A 16,229-nucleotide genomic window follows, 5' to 3' on the forward strand; every position below is an offset into this window, starting at 1 on the left:
CAGGGGTGCAGCTGGTCTTATCCTATGGACGAATCAGCTAAGAGAACGACTATGAAAAAACTTGTGAGAGACTTCCTGCGATATGCCGCCTTGCCGATCTTGGTTCAGTTCATCACCTCATGGCTTTAGCAGCACCTATGCCACAGGTTGAAGCGCCTCGGCAGCCGTCGCACCTTTGCGAAGGCGATAATGAATAGTGACGGATTTTAACCCGAGGCGCTGCGACCAGTCCCTTACGGTTCTAGTTTCGCCGTTATGGGTAATCCACCGGGGCTGCCTGCTTTTCTGTCCAGTATATAACTTATCGGGTGAAAGGACTTCTTCGATAGATGAGCCATTCTTAAGCCTGGAGCGAATGGTGTCAGGGGGAATATTGAGGCGTTCGGCCCATTCGTTGATAGTGAGGGTTTCGCCGTTGAACGTGATAAGCCTAGGTTTTCTGCCGTTCTTGTTGGGGGCAACACGTCGCGGTCCAGGTGTTTTAGGCTCGGGTATGCCTATCAGTTCCTCGGGTATGGGTGCGGCGGCAATCTGCTTCCGCATCCGCTCGATAACAGAATGCATATCCAGACCGACAAGGGCGCAGACCTCGGCTAGATCGGCGCTTGGTGTCGTAAGGTAGTTGCGGGCGTCCTCGGTCATGCGCAGGCGCGTGGCCCTATTCCCAAATCCGCCCGGAACGCCATGCAGGGCATCTTGGATCGCCAGTAACAGAACCTCTTGCCAAAGGTGCTTTTCGGGATTGAATGCCGGTTCGCGCTCAAACATTATGCAGACCGGGCAAAGACACCAAAGGCATAATTTGCAGCTTTATCATATGCGGCTTTCGCATCGCTTATTGTGTCGAAGGTTCCAAGGTATTTGTGATCGCCATTGTGGCATATCTGCGAAACGTAACGTGATCCGCGTTTATACACTCCCTTCACCCCAAGCCTACTTCCTGACCTTGCCCTTGCGTTTGCGTTATTCTGCGATCCGGTTGCAGGTCGTAGGTTCGACCAGCGGTTATCCGAAGGGTCGCCGTTAATATGATCCGCCATGTTAGGCGGGAAACTGCCGGTCATGTAGAGGAACGCAAGGCGATGGGCGAGATAGTTCTTGCCAGAGATATGGATAACGCGATAACCGCGCGGATTTGAAACACCTGCGACATCTCCGGCTTTTACTGGGCCGCGCAGGTTAACCCGCCAGTGGAATGAGCCGGTTGCGGGATCGTATGCCAGCAGTTCTTTCAATCGGGATTGGGTTAGCATTTTTCACAAGCCGCGTTATCTGCGGCTCTCTCCATTCGTTGTTTGGTAGAAACGTGGCAATGGGCGCAGAGGGATTGGAGATTATTCCAATTTAGCAGCAGGGCCTTGTTTCCCCGATGCCTGACCTTGTGGTCAACGTGTTCAGCATCGGCACCGCAGAAAGCGCAGGTCGGATGAAGGCGCAGAAATTCGGCCCGCAGCTTGCGCCATTCGCCGTTGTAGCCCCGTTGCGATGCCGTTGGCCGGGTGCGGTCATACCGGCGCTTGCGTTCAAGCTGGCGGGCTTGCTGGCAGGCGCAGAGGACGCCATGGGGCACGATAGCACCGCAACTGCACAACCTTGGGGGCTTAGGCACCGTGACGGGCTTTCAGGGCGCGCAGGGCGTGGCGGTCAAAGTCAGGATCAAGGCCGGCCTCTATGTTCGCTTGGCGCTGGTCTTGGCTCATCTGGTGCTTGGGCTGGTGGTCGCCATTGCTGGCGGCTTCCATGGCCTCTAGCCGTTCGAGGCGGGCGCGCAGGATCGCGTCAATCTCGGCCGGGGATGCCTGCCAGACCTCGGACGGGGGCCATTCGAGAATCGTAGTCCCGAATTTGAAAAGCTCGGTCAGATACTCGTGCAGGGTGATGGGCTTGGCGGTGGTGGCCTTGGGCGCTTCCTGGGGCTGGGGCAGCAGGTTGCCCAGCAGGTTGAGGCAAGCCGCTTGCGCATGACCGAGGAAGGGCGCAAGCGGCTCTTGGGCCGCAGCCGTCAAAAGGAAACCGGCTGCGGCCCTATCCGTGGCGGTGGCGAGGATCACCGCACGGATTCCGGTATAGGTCTGGCGCATGAGACTATCCCATGCGCCGGGGATGCCGCCCGGAAGGTTGTCCAGGGCGACTGCGGCCCGCAAAGACGCCCTCAGCGTCACAGCATGGTCGCCGTGGCGCAGAGTCGTTTCATATGCGGGCGCTAGGGCCATTAGGCACCCACGCGCAGCTTCACAAAGCGGTCGGCATGGGTCAGATCAGCACCCACGCGCTTGCGGGCGATAAACCGCACCTGGCCTTTGGTTCCCAGCGTGTAGGGGTCGCGCAGAATCGACATCTCCACCCGGTCAAAGATGCGATAGCCCGACATATCGCCGAACATGATAGGCGCGGTGCCAGCCGCCACGTTGTCCATATCGGGCATCTCCACGATGGGATTGCCCAGCAGGCGCAGCACGCCACCGTCTTTCGGATCGGTGACAAGATACTGCCCTTGCGCATCCTTGAACTTGCGGATGGTCGCCAGCGTGTTGCGGTTCATCAGCCAGACCGCGCTGCGGGCGTGGAAGGACGGAATGGCGTGCTGCATGGTGATCAGCACATCCATCGGGTTCGCTGCCGGGAAGTTCGCGGCAACGCCGGTCTTGACCTCGGCAATGCCGGGTGCGGTCATCAGGCCGCGCGGCTGGCCGGTGCCGGTGCCTTTGACAAAGGCCAGCCCTTCCACCTTGGCGAAGCCCTCGGCCAGTTCGCGGTTCATCACCGATTCCAGATCATAGGCATTATCTTCCAGCACCTTGTTGCTGGCGACATAGAAGCTGGAAAGCTCATGGTTCGCGATCTTGACCTGACCAAAGGTCGGTTCGCTGGCGGTCATGTCGCCGCCTTCCTCGGTCCAGAATGCATTCACGCCCGATAGCAGGGTCGGGAAAGTGATTTCCGAGCCGGTGACGGTCTGCACATTGGCATACTGCCGCAGCGGCGACATTTCGGTCAGCAGCTTCAGGATTTCCGAACCAAACTCGGGCGGGACCAGATAGCCGCCATTGGCGTTATTGGCGACGGCCAGCGCCTTCACCTCGGTTGCTTCCATGCGGGCCTCACCGCCGCGCAGGTAGCTGACGAACGCCTTTTTCTCGGCAGTCTCGCCCTGGACGATGGCCGGCGCACCAGGGCGGTTCGCCTTGGCTTCCAGCTTGTCCAGCCGCGACAGAACGGCATTCAGGGCCTTGGTGTCGATCTGGGCGGCATCGTTGGCCGGGGTCTTGGCTTTGTTTTCGTCTTGGTTCAGTTCTTCGTTTTCCACTTGATACTCCGCGTTCGTGGATTGCGATTTGACGGCGCTAATCCGCGCCTCGGGGTGTTTTGGGTCTTTGCAGATAGAGATTTCATTTAAGGGGACTTCAACAAAATGCCGCCCGCCATTGGCAAGGGGGCGATACATTGCATTGCTGAAACTGATGGACAGTCCCTTAATTGCGCCAGCTTTCAAATAGCGGTGCGCTGATTTCGCGGCGCTGATACCTTCAAGGAACAGCCGGCCTTTCACTTCTAAACCCTTGTCGGTTTCGACGATGGTTTCCCAAACGCCGATTGCCTTGGATTTGTCATGTTCAAGGCAGATCGGCAGTTGCGACGGGACAATGAAAGCGCCCGGCTCAATCGTATCGCCAATGCTATCGGGTCCAGAGAAAGGCCATGCCAGCCCGGTAATTTCACCCGCTTCCGAAACGGAAAGTTCGGCCTTGGTTTCGATCCGTTCGAGGGTTTCGAGATTATCCATCGGCCTGCACCTCATCAGCACCTAGCCAGCGGGCGGCAAGGATGGCGGTTGCCAGCGGCAGCACCTCGGCAATGGGACGATTGCGAGCGTAGGTGCTGACCAGCCGATCGGCTTCCTCGGGGCTGGTGCCGCCGCCGATCAGGCCAAGGCGGATAACCTCGGCCAGATCGGCCAGCTTGAACGCTTGACCCAAGAGGCGCTGATACAGGACGCCGATGCCGGTTTCGGTCTTGGCTTCCAGTTCCGTCACCATGTCGTCGGACAGGGTGAAAGGGCGTTCCTTGTCGCCGAAAAAGGCGTTGATGCCGATCATGCCCGCGCGCCTTCATGAAAGGCAGCCAGCTTCGCCGATAGCGCCACGCGATCACCGCGCGGAATAGTGAAGCTGACGGGGCGCAGTTTCGCGCACGGGCCGAGGATCGCGCGAACGGTGGTCTCTTGCCACGGCTGTAGGGGCGCGATCATGCGTCGGCCTTAACCGGCAGGCCCATCATGGCGCGCAGTTCGTCGGCGGTCAGGATGCCGGCATTGACCAATGCCAGGGCGATTTCCAGCGCCGCCAGCATTTCCAGCGGGCTTTGCGTGGTGTCATTCATCGGGGTTTTCCTCTTGGGGTTTCGGTGCCGGTGCGGTCGTGCCGCCCGAGGTGGTGAAGGGATTCGCAAGCTCATCGCCGCCTTCCATGGGCGGCTTATTCAGCGCAGCCCGGACCTCGTTCGGGGTCATGGCGCGCATGGCGACGAATTGGCTAAACGCGGTGGCTTGTGTAGCAAAATCAACAGCAAGCATCGCCTTTGGCTCATACTCAATTTCTATGTCGTCGGCCTCTTCTGGCGACAATAGAACCCGCGCATAAGCATCTTTCCACCTATCTAGCCACGGCATAATCGTAAGTTGCATGAATTGAAGTGCAAGCTGCTCGGTGTTCGCCATGGTGCCATGGCTCAATTCCCAAAGCATAGTAACGGGAATACGGAAGGCGCGGGCGATCTCGCGGATTTGCTCAATGCGGTTATTGTAAAATTCCGCATCCGTGTTGCTGGTTGAAATTCCGTTGTATTTCGTTCCCTTGTCCAGAATAGCGGTGCCGCCAGATTTAACTCTAGCCCATCCGGTCGTGATCTTTTCCGCCTCTTTCGCGTCGATAGTATCCTCGTTTGAAAGATAACCGGAAGGTCGGCCATCGCGACCAAACCAATTCGCAAGGTGCTGTTCCGCTGCCAGCGCAAGGCCAATGGCTTCCTTGGCATGGGTGATCGGGGAAACGCCGTCCAAGGTGCTGATGTGCAGCACCTCGGTATAGGGCAGCACGGTATCACCGCCACCTTTCAGGCGGATACGATAGGACGGTTCACCGTAATCGTCGGTTTTGACCGATACCGCGCCGGGTTCGATCCGGTGCAGTTCGAGGGGCTGGCCGATACCGTTGCGCACCACCTGGGCGAAGCCATGGCCGGTTAGCAGCGCATCACGGGTAAGCTGTTCGCGCAATTCCCCGGCGCTGGTCCAGTCGTTCGCTCTTTTCCGAACAATCTTAAAGGCGGGATGTTTTCGCAAAACCTCCTTCGTAACCTCATCATGAGGCTTAAAGGGCATTTTTGCACAGCTTTCGGCAATGAAGCCCACAGCAGCAGCAACAGCAGGGACGCGCAGGGCGGTTGCGCTGGTGACGGTGACGCCAGACCGGACAGGCAGGCCACCGAATAGGCCGAACGCCTCGGGGCTGGTCAGGGTGAAGGCTTTTTGTTCGGTGACGCCTTGCCCGAACAACCGGGCAAGGCGTTTGGTGATACTCGACAACGTGAACACTCGCAAAAGTTCCTGCGCTTCAATGTAACGCAATGGTTAGTTATTACAAGTGCTCATGTTGTTATGAATTTCATTCAAGTTTGTAATCGGGCAGCGCGTCGATCACGCGGGCCTTGGCGATCAGGGAAACATCGCCGTAATCGTCGGCTGCGGACTTTCCGGCATGACCTTGGATCGCGTCAATTATCCGCATATCAAGCCCAAGGTTGCGGGCTTGGCCTTTAAGACGATGCCGCCATGCGTGACTTGGTTGCAGCCCATCCGGGACCAGTTCCACCTCATGCAACCATGCCGCAATCTTGTTCGACTGCGCCCGCGCCGCAGAAACAGCCTTTGCCGGGTCGGCGGAACCATGAAACAGCGGACCAGCCTTGGCAGATCGCACATAGTCAAGAAAGCCCATCTCGATCACCTGCCGGTGCAGCGGAACATCGCGGAAATGCCCGGCCTTCATCGTGCCAGCCTCGGGGGAAACCCTGACAAACCAGCGGCCATCCTCTTGTAGAACGTCCTGCTTACGAAGTTGCAGCATCTCACCAACACGCGCGCCCGTGAACGCGCACAAGAGCGGAACCCATCTTTTCGCCGCCACGGATTGCTCTTTCTCGCGGACCACCCCGAAAGCATCGGGCTTTGCTTCATAGGCTCGGGACGCCTTCAAGATCGCCAGCGCTTCCTTGTCGGAATAGCCGGGATCGCGGGCACGTTGCTTTTTCGGTTTCGGCTGACGAACGGTCGCCGCGATGTTCTCGGGCAACCGTTCCTCGTCATGCGCCCATTTCAGCATGGAACGAACAGTTGAAAGGTAAACGTCATTTGTCGTCTTGGCGCTCAACGTCTTAATAAGTTCGTCGCGCCAGTCCAGCAGATTGCGGCGGGTGATCTGCCGCGCGTCATTGTGCCCGAGAAACTTCCGCAGGTTCTCAATCACCGGGCGTTGCCTGATACCGCCATCCTTCATGAAGCCGGCGGAAACGCGGCTCTTGACGTAATCAGACCAGAGCGCAGTGATTTTGACGGGCTTTAGCGCCTCTGTGCCGCCCGCTGGCGGCTTCACGATGGGGTCGGCAGGCTTGCCGCCATAGTCGCCTTGGTCGCGCTCTAGTGTGCGCTGTAGCGCCTCTATCTCGGCCCGCATGATCTGCTTTGCCAGAGCGATGCGCTCACCTGATCCGGGCCGGGCAGTTAGGCTATGCTGGTCAAGGTAAGCATCTATCTCATGCTCAACCAGATGCGTCCGGTTCGCGGTCAGGTCGGCGCGCAGGGCATCCAGCCTAGCCCGCCGCGCGGACTGGGCCAGCGCGGCGGCTTCCCGCAGGTGCATGAGGTCAAGCGATGCATCAAGCACGGCCAGCGGATCGGCCGGCACCGCACCGCTGTTTAGACGCGCCATCAGCTTTGCCCGCTCGGCGTCGATTACCTCTTGCAGCGGATAAGCAGCGCGGGCGGCATCATCCTCGGCCAGCGCAGCCGTGTAGCGTTGCCAGACCGCCCGCCCAAAGTCTTGCGTTGTAATCGGGTCTCTATGGTCGATCCGGTCAGGGTGCGCCAGCCGCTTGGCCTTGGCAATCTCGGCCTGCATCGCCGCAACAGCGGTCGGCAGCAGCTTCATAGCGGCCCTGCGATCCGGCCCGATGGGTGCCCGCAGTTCAGTCTTGCCGACGATGGCGCGCAGTTCTTTGGGCACCACCAGCCGGGCGAAGAATCTGCCGTCACGGTTCAAAAGGTATCGTTGCGCGCCAGCCATCACAGACCCACTTTGTAACAGAATTTGTGACAGTAGAACGTCCCAACCCCAGCAAAACAAGGGATTTCTAGCAATTTCTGGGGAAGCCGTGGAGCGGGTGAAGGGAATCGAACCCTCGTCTTCAGCTTGGGAAGCTGCGGCTCTACCATTGAGCTACACCCGCGAGGCCCGGATTGCTTACTGTCTCGCGCAGGCCGCCGCAAGACCAATCTGCGCCCGGCGCTTCTTCGTTCCCCAAATACTCCATCGGCAGCGCAGCCGGGCGGCGGGCAGGCCCCCTGCCCCCCAAGCCTGCGGCCGGGTTTCGCCGGTGGCGCAACGTCGCGGTCCGAAACGGTTTTGGGATTGATCATCCCGTGCGAAACTGTTCGTTATGCAACCGTCAGCAAATAGCCGGAGCAAAACGATGTTCGCGCTATCGCGCCGCATGGCGATTTCCGTGATCCTTCCGCTTGCGGCGGGGCTTTCCCCCATGGCCGCCCTGGCGCAGGATCCCTCGCAGATGCCGCCGCCGCCCGTCACCGTGGTGACGCTTCACGCCCAGGACGTAGCCCTGACCACCACACTGCCCGGCCGCGTCACCGCCTCGGCCGAGGCCGAGGTGCGGCCGCAGGTCAACGGCATCGTCACCGAACGGCTGTTCGACGAGGGCAGCCATGTGAAGGTCGGCGATCCGCTGTTTCGCATCGACGCCACCACCTACCAGGCCGCCGTCGCCCAGGCCGAGGCCGCCGTGGCCCAGGCCCGCGCCCAGGCCGAGGCGGCGCGCCGCGAGGCCGAGCGCGTGGGCGCCCTGCGCGACCGCCGCGTCGCCAGCGAAAGCACGACCGACAATGCCATCGCCGCCCGCGATTCCGCCGAGGCCGCGGTCAAGGTCGCCGAGGCGCAACTGCAGACCGCCCGGATCGAGCTGGAGCGCACCACCATCCGCGCCGAGCTGGACGGCGAGATCGGCCTGGCCCAGACCAGCCAGGGCGTGCTGGTGACGGCCAGCCAGCCGACGCCGCTGGCCGTGATCCGCAAGCTCGACCCGGTGCATGTGGACGTGACGCAATCGGCGGCCGAGCTGATCCGCTTTCGCCGCGAGATGGCAGCGCAATCCGCCGAGAGCCAGTCGGACCGCAAGGTGACGCTGCGCCTGGCCGACGGCACCGAATACGACCAGGAAGGCCGGCTGACCGCCGCCGAGCCCTATGTGAACGAGACGACGGGCGTGGTGACGCTGCGCCTGGCCTTCGCCAATCCCGACCGCACCCTGCTGCCCGGCATGTATGTCCAGGCGGTCGTGCAGCAGGCCACGGCGCAGAACGTGATCCTTGCCCCGCAGGAAGGCGTCAGCCGCGACCGCCGCGGCCAGCCCATCGCGCTGGTGGTCAATGCCGACAACGCCGTCGAGCAGCGCCAGCTGACCATCCTGCAGGACATGGGCAACAGCTGGATCGTCAGCGAGGGGCTGCATGACGGCGACCGCATCGTGGTCGAGGGCCTGCAGAAGATCGGCCCCGGCATGACCGTGACCCCCGAGGAACGCCAGGCCGCCGCAGCCGAAGCCGCGCAAGGCGGGGCCGCCGAGGGCGCTGCGCCCGAAGCCGGGACGGGCGCCGATGCCCCGGCAAGCGCCGGCGAACAGCCTGCGCCCGAAGCCGGGAACGCGGAACAGCCCGCAGAGGAATCCGCAGAGCAACCCGCAGACCAGCCCGCCGCCGAAGGCGCGGGTGCAGAGACCGCAACCGAGACCGGCGCCGGACAGCCGGCGAACTGACCCGGACGCCGCGAGGGAACAGCACAGGAACCGCACATGGCCCGCTTTTTCATCGACCGTCCGGTCTTCGCCTGGGTGATCTCGATCCTGATCATGGGTCTGGGGCTCTTGTCGATCGTCTCGCTGCCGGTGGCGCAATATCCGCAGATCGCGCCGCCCTCGGTGACGATCCGCGCCACCTATCCCGGCGCCTCGGCCGATACGGTCGCCAATACCGTCACCCAGATCATCGAGCAGCAGATGACCGGGCTGGACGGGCTGCGCTATTTCTCGTCCAGCTCGACCTCGGCCGGAACCTCGACGACGACGCTGACCTTCGAGACCGGCACCGATCCCGACATCGCCCAGGTGCAGGTGCAGAACAAGCTGGCGCAGGCCACCGCGCTCCTGCCCGAGCCGGTGCAGCGCCAGGGCATCACGGTCGAGAAATCCGCCTCGGGCTTCCTGATGGTCGTCGGCCTGACCTCGTCGGACGACCGCTATGAACAGGTGGACCTGGCCGACTACCTGATCTCGAACCTGGTCAACGACCTCAGCCGGGTCGAGGGCGTGGGCTCGGTCCAGGTCTTCGGCGCGCAATATGCCATGCGGATCTGGTTGGACCCGTCCAAGCTGGCCGCCTATGAGCTGACGCCCTCGGACGTGGTGGCGGCGGTCTCGTCGGAAAACGCGCAGATCTCGGCCGGCTCCTTCGGCAGCCAGCCGGCGCCCCAGGGGCAGATGCTGAACGCCACCATCACCGCGCAATCGCTGCTCTCCACCCCTGGGGATTTCGAGCAGATCGTGCTGCGCGCGGAACAGGACGGCGGCCTGATCCTGCTGAAGGACGTGGCCCGCGTCGAGATCGGCGCCCAGGACTACATGACCAATGCCCGCTACAACGGCCAGCCGGCCTCGGGCATGGCGATCAGCCTGGCCTCGGGCGCGAACGCGCTGGACACGGCCGAGCGGGTCAAGGCGCGGATGGAGGAATTCGCCCGCTTCTTCCCCGAGGGCATGGATTACGTGATCCCCTTCGACACCACGCCCTTCGTGCTGATCTCGATCGAAGAGGTGGTCAAGACGCTGGTCGAGGCCATCGTGCTGGTGTTCTTCGTCATGCTGCTGTTCCTGCAGAACTGGCGCGCGACGCTGATCCCGACGCTGGCGGTGCCGGTGGTGCTCTTGGGCACCTTCGGCGTGCTGGCGGCGCTTGGCTTTACCATCAACACGCTGACCATGCTGGCCATGGTGCTGGCCATCGGCCTTCTGGTGGACGACGCCATCGTTGTGGTCGAGAACGTCGAGCGCATCCTGGAAGAGGAAGGGCTCGAGCCGCGCGAGGCCACCCGCAAGTCCATGGGCCAGATCACCGGGGCGCTGATCGGCATCGCGCTGGTTCTGTCGGCGGTCTTCGTGCCCATGGCCTTCTTTGGCGGCTCGACCGGGGTGATCTACAAGCAGTTCGCCATCACCATCGCCTCGGCCATGGGCCTGTCGGTGCTGGTGGCGCTGACGCTGACCCCGGCGCTTTGCGCCACGCTGCTGCGCAATGAACACGGCCACAAGACCCGCGGCTTCTTCGGCCTGTTCAACCGCGGCTTCGACCGCACCATGCAAGGCTATGGCAATTCGGTGAACTGGCTGGTCCGCCGGCCGCTGCGGATGATGCTGATCTATCTGTGCATCGGCGCGGCCATGGTGTTCCTGTTCCTGCGCACCCCCACCGGCTTTCTGCCCGACGAGGACCAGGGCATCATGTTCGTCCTGGTCCAGGGCCCGACCGGCGCCACCTCCGAGCGCACCGATGCGGTGATCGACCAGATCCAGCGCTACTTCGCGGAAAACGAATCCGACAATGTCGAATCCTTCTTCGGCGTCTCGGGCTTCAGCTTTGCCGGCTCGGGGCAGAACATGGGCATCGCCTTCCTGCGGCTGAAGGACTGGGACGAGCGGCCGGGCGCCGGGCAATCGGTGCAGGCCATCGCCGGGCGCGCCTTCCCGGCGCTGATGGGCATCCGCGACGCCATGGTCTTTCCCATCGTGCCGCCCTCGGTGATCGAGCTTGGCAACGTCTCGGGCTTCGACTTCTACCTGCAGGCCCGCGCCGGACAGGCGCATGAGCAATTGCTGGACGCGCGCAACCAGCTGCTGGGCATGTCGGCGCAGGACGGCCGCATCGCCTCGGCCCGGCCGAACGGGCTGGAGGACGCGGCGCAATACAACCTCGACATCGACTGGCGCAAGGCGGGCGCCATGGGGGTCACGGCGACCGACGTGGGCAGCCTGCTCTCGGTGGCCTGGGCGGGGCGCTATGTGAACGACTTCATCGACCGCGGCCGCATCAAGCGGGTCTATGTGCAGGGCGAATCCGAATCGCGCGCGCTGCCGACCGACATCGACAAGTGGCGGGTCAGAAACAACTCGGGCGGGCTGGTGCCGTTTTCCAACTTCGCCGAGGGGCGCTGGAGCTATGGGCCGCAGGGCCTGGACCGCTATAACGGCGTGCCCGCCATGCAGATCCAGGGCAGCCCGGCGCCCGGCGTATCCAGCGGCCAGGCCATGGCCGCGATCGAGGAACTGGCCGGGCAGCTTCCGGCCGGATTCGACGTGGCCTGGACCGGGCTTTCGCTGGAAGAGCAGCAGGCCGGCAACCAGACCATGCTGCTTTACGGCCTGTCGCTGGCGGTGGTGTTCCTGTGCCTGGCCGCGCTTTACGAAAGCTGGTCGATCCCCTTCGCGGTGATGCTGGCCATGCCCATCGGCGTGTTGGGCGCGCTGGTCGGGGCCTGGCTGGGCGGCTTCGACAACGGCGTGTTCTTCCAGGTCGGCCTGCTGACGGTGATCGGCCTGACCGGCAAGAACGCCATCCTGATCGTCGAGTTCGCCCGCGAGCAGGCCGAGCAGGGCAAGCCGCTCTATGAGGCAGTGGTCGAGGCGGCGCGCCAGCGTTTCCGGCCGATCATCATGACCTCGGTCGCCTTCTCGCTGGGCGTGCTGCCGCTGGTGCTCTCCGCCGGCGCCGGCGCGAACGGCCGCAACACCATCGGCGCCACGGTGCTGGGCGGCACCGTCTCGGCCACGGTGCTGGGGGTGCTGTTCGTGCCGCTGTTCTTCGTGCTGGTGCGCCGCGCGCTCGGCCGCCCCGAACCGACCGAGCCCGCCGGCTCGCGCGCCTGAGCCGGGGTCGCGGGAAACGACAGGGGGGCCGGGGCCAGCACGCGTGCGCCCCGGCCCTTTCGCTTTGCCCCCGCAGCCCGCTTGCCCCGCCCCGATCCGCATCCTAGTCTTTCCCCGAGGAGCCGCCGCCGGCGGCAGGGAGAAAGATGGACGCAACCAGCCACATCGCGGCTGCCGATGACGCGCCTGCCCGGCGCGGGCGGCCGCATGGCGTGGCGTTGCGGCTTCTGGCGCTTGGCGGCTCGGCCTTGGCTTGGCTCGCGATGTGCGCCATCGTCGCCTCGGTGCTGATCCTCAATGCCCGCGGCTCGGTCAGCGACGAGACCGGCTCGGCCTTTCGCCTCGCCAATGCCTTTGCCACGCTGCACCTGCCCACCTCGTTCGAGCGGCGCGACATGATGGAGCAGGCCGCCCGCATCGCCGCCGAGATCGAGGCGCAGCGCCACCTGTCGGCCGAGCTGCGCGATGCGTCCGGCCAGCCGGTCGCGCTGGCCTTGCCGCCGCGCCTGCCGCCCGAGCGGGTGCCGGAATGGTTCGCCGCGCTGATCCGCCCCGAGCCGCAGCGCGAGCTGATCGCCATCGCGCAATATCCCAATGTGCTGGGCGTGCTGGAGATCCGCAGCGATCCCCGCGACGAGATCGCCGAGGCCTGGGCCGATTTCCGGCTGATCCTGCCGCTGCTGGCCGCCATGGCGCTGGCGGCGATCGGCGTGACCATGGCGATCACCGGGCTGGTGCTGCGGCGGCTGGGGCTGCTGGGTGCGGCGCTTGGCCGGATGCGGGCGGGCGACCTGGACCATCCCGCGCCGCAGACCGGGCTGGCGGAACTGGCGACGCTGACCGAGGGGGTCAACGCGCTGGCCGCCCACCTGGCCGCCGAGCGTGCCGAGAACCGCCGCCTGCAAGGCCGGATGCTGACCCTGGCCGAGGCCGAGCGCGCCCGCATCGCCAGCGACCTGCACGACGGCATCGGCCCGCAGCTCTTCGCGCTGCAGGCGGCCGTGGGCCAGGCCGGCCGCGCCGCCGAAACCGCCCGCGACCCGGCGCTGGCCGAGGCGCTGGCCGCCGTCTCGCGCCACGCCCAGGCGATCCGGCAAAGCGCCCGCGCCGCCATCGACGACCTGCGCTTGGCCCCGGCCGAGGGCGCGAGCCTGGCCGAGATGCTGCAAGAGCTGCTGATCGAATTTTCCGAGATCGCGCCCGATACCGCAATCACGCTCGACTGCCCGCCTGACCTGCCCGAACCGGGCGAGGCCGGGCGGATCGCGCTTTACCGCTTCGTGCGCGAAAGCGTGCTGAACGCGCTGCGCCATGCCGCGCCGGCCAGGGTGCGGGTCCGGCTGGCGCGCGAGGGCCGGGGGATCACCGCCCAGGTCGCCGACGACGGCGGCGGCCCGCCGGCGCAGGACCGCGCCCGGCTGGGCCAGGCAGGGCTGGGCCAGACCGGGATGCGCGACCGCGCCGGCGCGCTTGGCGGGCGCTACCGGCCGCCCCGGCGCGAGGGCGGCTGGACCCTGACCGAATGCCACCTGCCCTGCCCGACCGACCAAGGACCAGCCCGATGACCGCAACCGCCCTTGCCCCGCCCAAGCCCCTGCGCGTGCTGATCGTGGACGACCACCCGGTCGTGGCCGAGGGCTGGGAATGGATCACCCGCGGCCGCCTGGATTGCCAGGTGATCGCCGCCGCCACCCCCTCGCAGGGCTGGCGGGCCTGGCGTCGGCAGGCGCCGGACGTGATCGTCGTGGACCTGACCATGGGCGAGGCCAAGCTGGCCGGCGCCCGGCTGATCGAGCGGCTGCGCGCCGCGGGCGCGACCCAGCCGATCCTGGTCTTCACCATGCATCGCAGCCCGCTGGTCGCCCGGCGCGCGCTGCAGGCCGGCTGCAACGGCATCATCATGAAGGATTCGCCCTCGGACGAGATCTGCGAGGCGCTGCGCGCGGTGGCGGGCGGCGGTGATTACGTGCCGGCCGACCTGGCGCGCCGCATCGCCCTGCTGGAACGGCCCGGCGCCACCCCGCCCCGCCCGCGCCTGACCCCGCGCGAGCTGGACATCCTGCGCGCCATCGCCGAGGGGCTGAGCTATCGCGAGATCGCCGAGCGGGCCAACATCAGCTACAAGACCGTCTCGAACGTCAGCCAGACGCTCAAGGACAAGCTGTCGGCGCAAAGCTTTGCCGACCTGGTCGTCAAGGCGATCCGCCACCTGGAGGAGACCCGCGACGGGATCTGAGCCATCATGCCACGTTCCTTGCCCCGCCATCCCGTCGCCCGCCCCCTGATCGGCACCCGCATCCGCGAGCGCCGCCTGTCGCTTGGCCGGCGCCAGACCGAGGTGGCGCGGCGGGCCGAGATCTCGGCCGCCTATCTGAACCTGATCGAGCATAACCGCCGCCCGGTGGGCGAGGAGCTGCTGTCGCGACTGGCCCAGGCGCTGGAGATCGACGCGACCGAACTGGCCTCGGACCGCGAGGAGGCGCTGGTCGGCGCCCTGCGCGAGGCGGCGGCCCGCGCCGCCGACCAGCCCGGCGCCCCGGTCGAGCTGGACCAGATCGCCGAATTCGCCGCCCGCTTTCCCGGCTGGGCCTCGGCGCTGGCCGGGGCGGCGCGCCGCGCCGATGCGCTGGAGCGGCGGCTGGTCGCGCTGTCGGACCGCATGACCCGCGACCCCTATCTGCTGGCCACGCTGCACGAGGTGCAGTCGGCCGTGACGGCATTGCGCTCGACCGCCTCGATCCTGGCCGAAACGCCCGAGATCGAGCCGGAATGGCGCGACCGCTTCCATGCCAACCTGGACAGCGACAGCCAGCGCCTGTCGCGCACGGCGCAGTCGCTGGTGGCCTATCTGGACAGTTTCGAGGACGAGGCGGTGCCGATGTCGCCGCAGGAAGAGGTCGAGGCCTGGATCGCCGCCGGCCAGCTCGAGCCCTCCGAGGCGGCGGAACTCGCCTCGGACGCGGCGCGGGCCATGGCGCAGGATCTGCTGGCGGCGCAGGCGCGCGACCGCGCCGCCCTGCCCGACGCGGCGCTGGCGGCGGCGGTAGACGGGGCGGGCGAGGCGGCCGACGACCCGGCGCTGATCGCCGCGCGGCTGGGACGGCCGCTGGACCTGGTGCTGCGCCGGCTGGGCATGCTGCGCCCCGGCCCCTGGGCGCAGGCCGGGCTGGTGGTCTGCGACGGCTCGGGCGCGACGCTGTTCCGCCTGGCCGCGCCCGGCTTCGAGCTGCCGCGCCCCGGCGAGGGCTGCGCGCTCTGGCCGCTGTTCGAGGCGCTGGCCCAGCCGCAGCTGCCGGTGGCGCGGCTGATCGAGACCGCGAACGGCAACCGCTTCGCCGCCTGGGCCGTGGCCGAGCGGCTGCTGCCCATGGGCTTCGACGGCCCCGCGCTCAGCCGGGCGCAGATGCTGATCCACCCCGCCGCCGGCCGCGACGCCCGGCCGGTGCTGGGGGTGGGACCGGCCTGCCGCATCTGCCCGCGCCCCGCCTGCACCGCGCGGCACGAGCCCTCGATCCTGGGCCCCGTGTGATCTGGGGCGCCCCGTGATTTTGACAACGCCCCCGCCCGCCCGCATGATCGCCGCAAAACCCCAGGAGGGCCGCCCGTGACCACAGGTGTCGATGTGCTGCTGATCGAGGACGAGCCGAGCATCGCCGAGGCGGTGCGCTTCATCCTGTCGCGCGAGGGCTGGCAATGCGAGCAATGGCCCGAGGGCAGCGACGCGCTTCAGCGCATCCGCGCGCTGGCGCCGCGGCTGGTCATCCTCGACGTGATGCTGCCCGGCCGCAGCGGCGCCGAGGTGCTGGCCGACCTGCGCGCCGATCCCGATCTGCAGGCGCTGCCGGTGCTGCTGCTCAGCGCCCGCGGCATGGCCAACCTGCCGCAGGGCGCCGACCGGACGCTGGCCAAGCCCTTTGCCAATGCCGACCTGCGCGCCATGGTGCGCGAGCTTCTGGACGCGGGCTGAG

The 16,229-nt window shown here is 65.6% G+C and carries 15 protein-coding genes and 1 tRNA gene; 6 read left to right on the plus strand and 10 right to left on the minus strand.

The annotated features are described in order from the left end of the window. Positions 1 to 135 precede the first annotated feature (135 nt). From KF941_RS15725 to KF941_RS15765, 10 genes are all read right to left on the minus strand, one after another. Positions 136 to 768, minus strand: a complete 633-nt coding sequence (locus KF941_RS15725) for a hypothetical protein (RefSeq protein ID WP_214273896.1) — start codon at positions 766 to 768, stop codon at positions 136 to 138. Continuing rightward, the gene (locus KF941_RS15730; RefSeq protein WP_214273897.1) at positions 768 to 1,235 is read right to left on the minus strand and encodes an HNH endonuclease signature motif containing protein; all 468 of its coding nucleotides are present in this window, start codon (positions 1,233 to 1,235) and stop codon (positions 768 to 770) included. The genes KF941_RS15725 and KF941_RS15730 overlap by 1 nt, the downstream gene beginning before the upstream one ends. An 11-nt stretch (positions 1,236 to 1,246) precedes the next feature. Beyond that, positions 1,247 to 1,609, minus strand: coding sequence for an HNH endonuclease (locus KF941_RS15735; protein ID WP_214273898.1), 363 nt, complete (start codon positions 1,607 to 1,609; stop codon positions 1,247 to 1,249). After that, a complete protein-coding gene (locus tag KF941_RS15740) occupies positions 1,602 to 2,081 on the minus strand; it encodes a phage tail assembly chaperone (protein WP_214273899.1) in 480 nt (159 codons plus the stop codon). The genes KF941_RS15735 and KF941_RS15740 overlap by 8 nt, the downstream gene beginning before the upstream one ends. A 131-nt stretch (positions 2,082 to 2,212) precedes the next feature. Further along, complete coding sequence (locus tag KF941_RS15745; protein ID WP_214273900.1) at positions 2,213 to 3,784, minus strand: phage major capsid protein; 1,572 nt, start codon at positions 3,782 to 3,784, stop codon at positions 2,213 to 2,215. Further along, positions 3,777 to 4,097 (minus strand): gene transfer agent family protein, encoded by a 321-nt coding sequence (locus KF941_RS15750; RefSeq protein WP_214273901.1) that lies wholly within the window; start codon positions 4,095 to 4,097, stop codon positions 3,777 to 3,779. Before KF941_RS15750 ends, KF941_RS15745 begins: the two co-directional genes overlap by 8 nt. Positions 4,098 to 4,245: 148 nt before the next feature. Further along, positions 4,246 to 4,380, minus strand: coding sequence for a hypothetical protein (locus tag KF941_RS28375; RefSeq protein ID WP_276315871.1), 135 nt, complete (start codon positions 4,378 to 4,380; stop codon positions 4,246 to 4,248). Continuing rightward, a complete protein-coding gene (locus KF941_RS15755) occupies positions 4,373 to 5,626 on the minus strand; it encodes a phage portal protein (protein ID WP_214273902.1) in 1,254 nt (417 codons plus the stop codon). The genes KF941_RS28375 and KF941_RS15755 overlap by 8 nt, the downstream gene beginning before the upstream one ends. A 37-nt stretch (positions 5,627 to 5,663) precedes the next feature. Next, positions 5,664 to 7,340, minus strand: a complete 1,677-nt coding sequence (locus KF941_RS15760) for a tyrosine-type recombinase/integrase (RefSeq protein ID WP_240540448.1) — start codon at positions 7,338 to 7,340, stop codon at positions 5,664 to 5,666. An 89-nt stretch (positions 7,341 to 7,429) separates the two neighbouring features. Further along, positions 7,430 to 7,503 (minus strand) — tRNA-Gly (locus tag KF941_RS15765). 243 nt (positions 7,504 to 7,746) lie between these two features. On the opposite strand from KF941_RS15765, the gene KF941_RS15770 reads away from it, so the two are divergent. The 6 genes from KF941_RS15770 to KF941_RS15795 all read left to right on the plus strand — a co-directional run bounded on the left by KF941_RS15770 (position 7,747) and on the right by KF941_RS15795 (position 16,228). Beyond that, positions 7,747 to 9,102 (plus strand): efflux RND transporter periplasmic adaptor subunit, encoded by a 1,356-nt coding sequence (locus KF941_RS15770; protein WP_214273903.1) that lies wholly within the window; start codon positions 7,747 to 7,749, stop codon positions 9,100 to 9,102. 36 nt (positions 9,103 to 9,138) lie between these two features. Then, a complete protein-coding gene (locus KF941_RS15775) occupies positions 9,139 to 12,261 on the plus strand; it encodes an efflux RND transporter permease subunit (protein ID WP_214273904.1) in 3,123 nt (1,040 codons plus the stop codon). Between the two features lie 146 nt (positions 12,262 to 12,407). Then, a complete protein-coding gene (locus KF941_RS15780) occupies positions 12,408 to 13,826 on the plus strand; it encodes a LapD/MoxY N-terminal periplasmic domain-containing protein (protein ID WP_214273905.1) in 1,419 nt (472 codons plus the stop codon). Further along, on the plus strand, positions 13,823 to 14,497 hold the full coding sequence (locus KF941_RS15785; protein WP_214273906.1) for a response regulator transcription factor: 675 nt from the start codon (positions 13,823 to 13,825) through the stop codon (positions 14,495 to 14,497). Before KF941_RS15780 ends, KF941_RS15785 begins: the two co-directional genes overlap by 4 nt. Positions 14,498 to 14,503: 6 nt before the next feature. Next, positions 14,504 to 15,790, plus strand: a complete 1,287-nt coding sequence (locus KF941_RS15790; RefSeq protein ID WP_214273907.1) for a helix-turn-helix transcriptional regulator — start codon at positions 14,504 to 14,506, stop codon at positions 15,788 to 15,790. Positions 15,791 to 15,865: 75 nt separating this feature from the next. Continuing rightward, the gene (locus tag KF941_RS15795) at positions 15,866 to 16,228 is read left to right on the plus strand and encodes a response regulator (RefSeq protein ID WP_036753857.1); all 363 of its coding nucleotides are present in this window, start codon (positions 15,866 to 15,868) and stop codon (positions 16,226 to 16,228) included. Position 16,229 lies beyond the last annotated feature (1 nt).

Source organism: Paracoccus sp. pheM1 (assembly GCF_018499825.1).
Classification (GTDB): Bacteria; Pseudomonadota; Alphaproteobacteria; order Rhodobacterales; family Rhodobacteraceae; genus Paracoccus; species Paracoccus versutus.

Excerpts from the sequence above, each read along its gene's own strand:
- KF941_RS15725 (WP_214273896.1), bottom strand. The coding sequence starts at position 768 with ATGTTTGAGCGCGAACCGGCATTCAATCCCGAAAAGCACCTTTGGCAA.
- KF941_RS15740 (WP_214273899.1), bottom strand. The coding sequence starts at position 2,081 with ATGCGCCAGACCTATACCGGAATCCGTGCGGTGATCCTCGCCACCGCC.
- KF941_RS15745 (WP_214273900.1), bottom strand. The coding sequence starts at position 3,784 with ATGGATAATCTCGAAACCCTCGAACGGATCGAAACCAAGGCCGAACTT.
- KF941_RS15750 (WP_214273901.1), bottom strand. The coding sequence starts at position 4,097 with ATGATCGGCATCAACGCCTTTTTCGGCGACAAGGAACGCCCTTTCACC.
- KF941_RS28375 (WP_276315871.1), bottom strand. The coding sequence starts at position 4,380 with ATGAATGACACCACGCAAAGCCCGCTGGAAATGCTGGCGGCGCTGGAA.
- KF941_RS15760 (WP_240540448.1), bottom strand. The coding sequence starts at position 7,340 with ATGGCTGGCGCGCAACGATACCTTTTGAACCGTGACGGCAGATTCTTC.
- KF941_RS15770 (WP_214273903.1), top strand. The coding sequence starts at position 7,747 with ATGTTCGCGCTATCGCGCCGCATGGCGATTTCCGTGATCCTTCCGCTT.
- KF941_RS15775 (WP_214273904.1), top strand. The coding sequence starts at position 9,139 with ATGGCCCGCTTTTTCATCGACCGTCCGGTCTTCGCCTGGGTGATCTCG.
- KF941_RS15780 (WP_214273905.1), top strand. The coding sequence starts at position 12,408 with ATGGACGCAACCAGCCACATCGCGGCTGCCGATGACGCGCCTGCCCGG.
- KF941_RS15785 (WP_214273906.1), top strand. The coding sequence starts at position 13,823 with ATGACCGCAACCGCCCTTGCCCCGCCCAAGCCCCTGCGCGTGCTGATC.
- KF941_RS15790 (WP_214273907.1), top strand. The coding sequence starts at position 14,504 with ATGCCACGTTCCTTGCCCCGCCATCCCGTCGCCCGCCCCCTGATCGGC.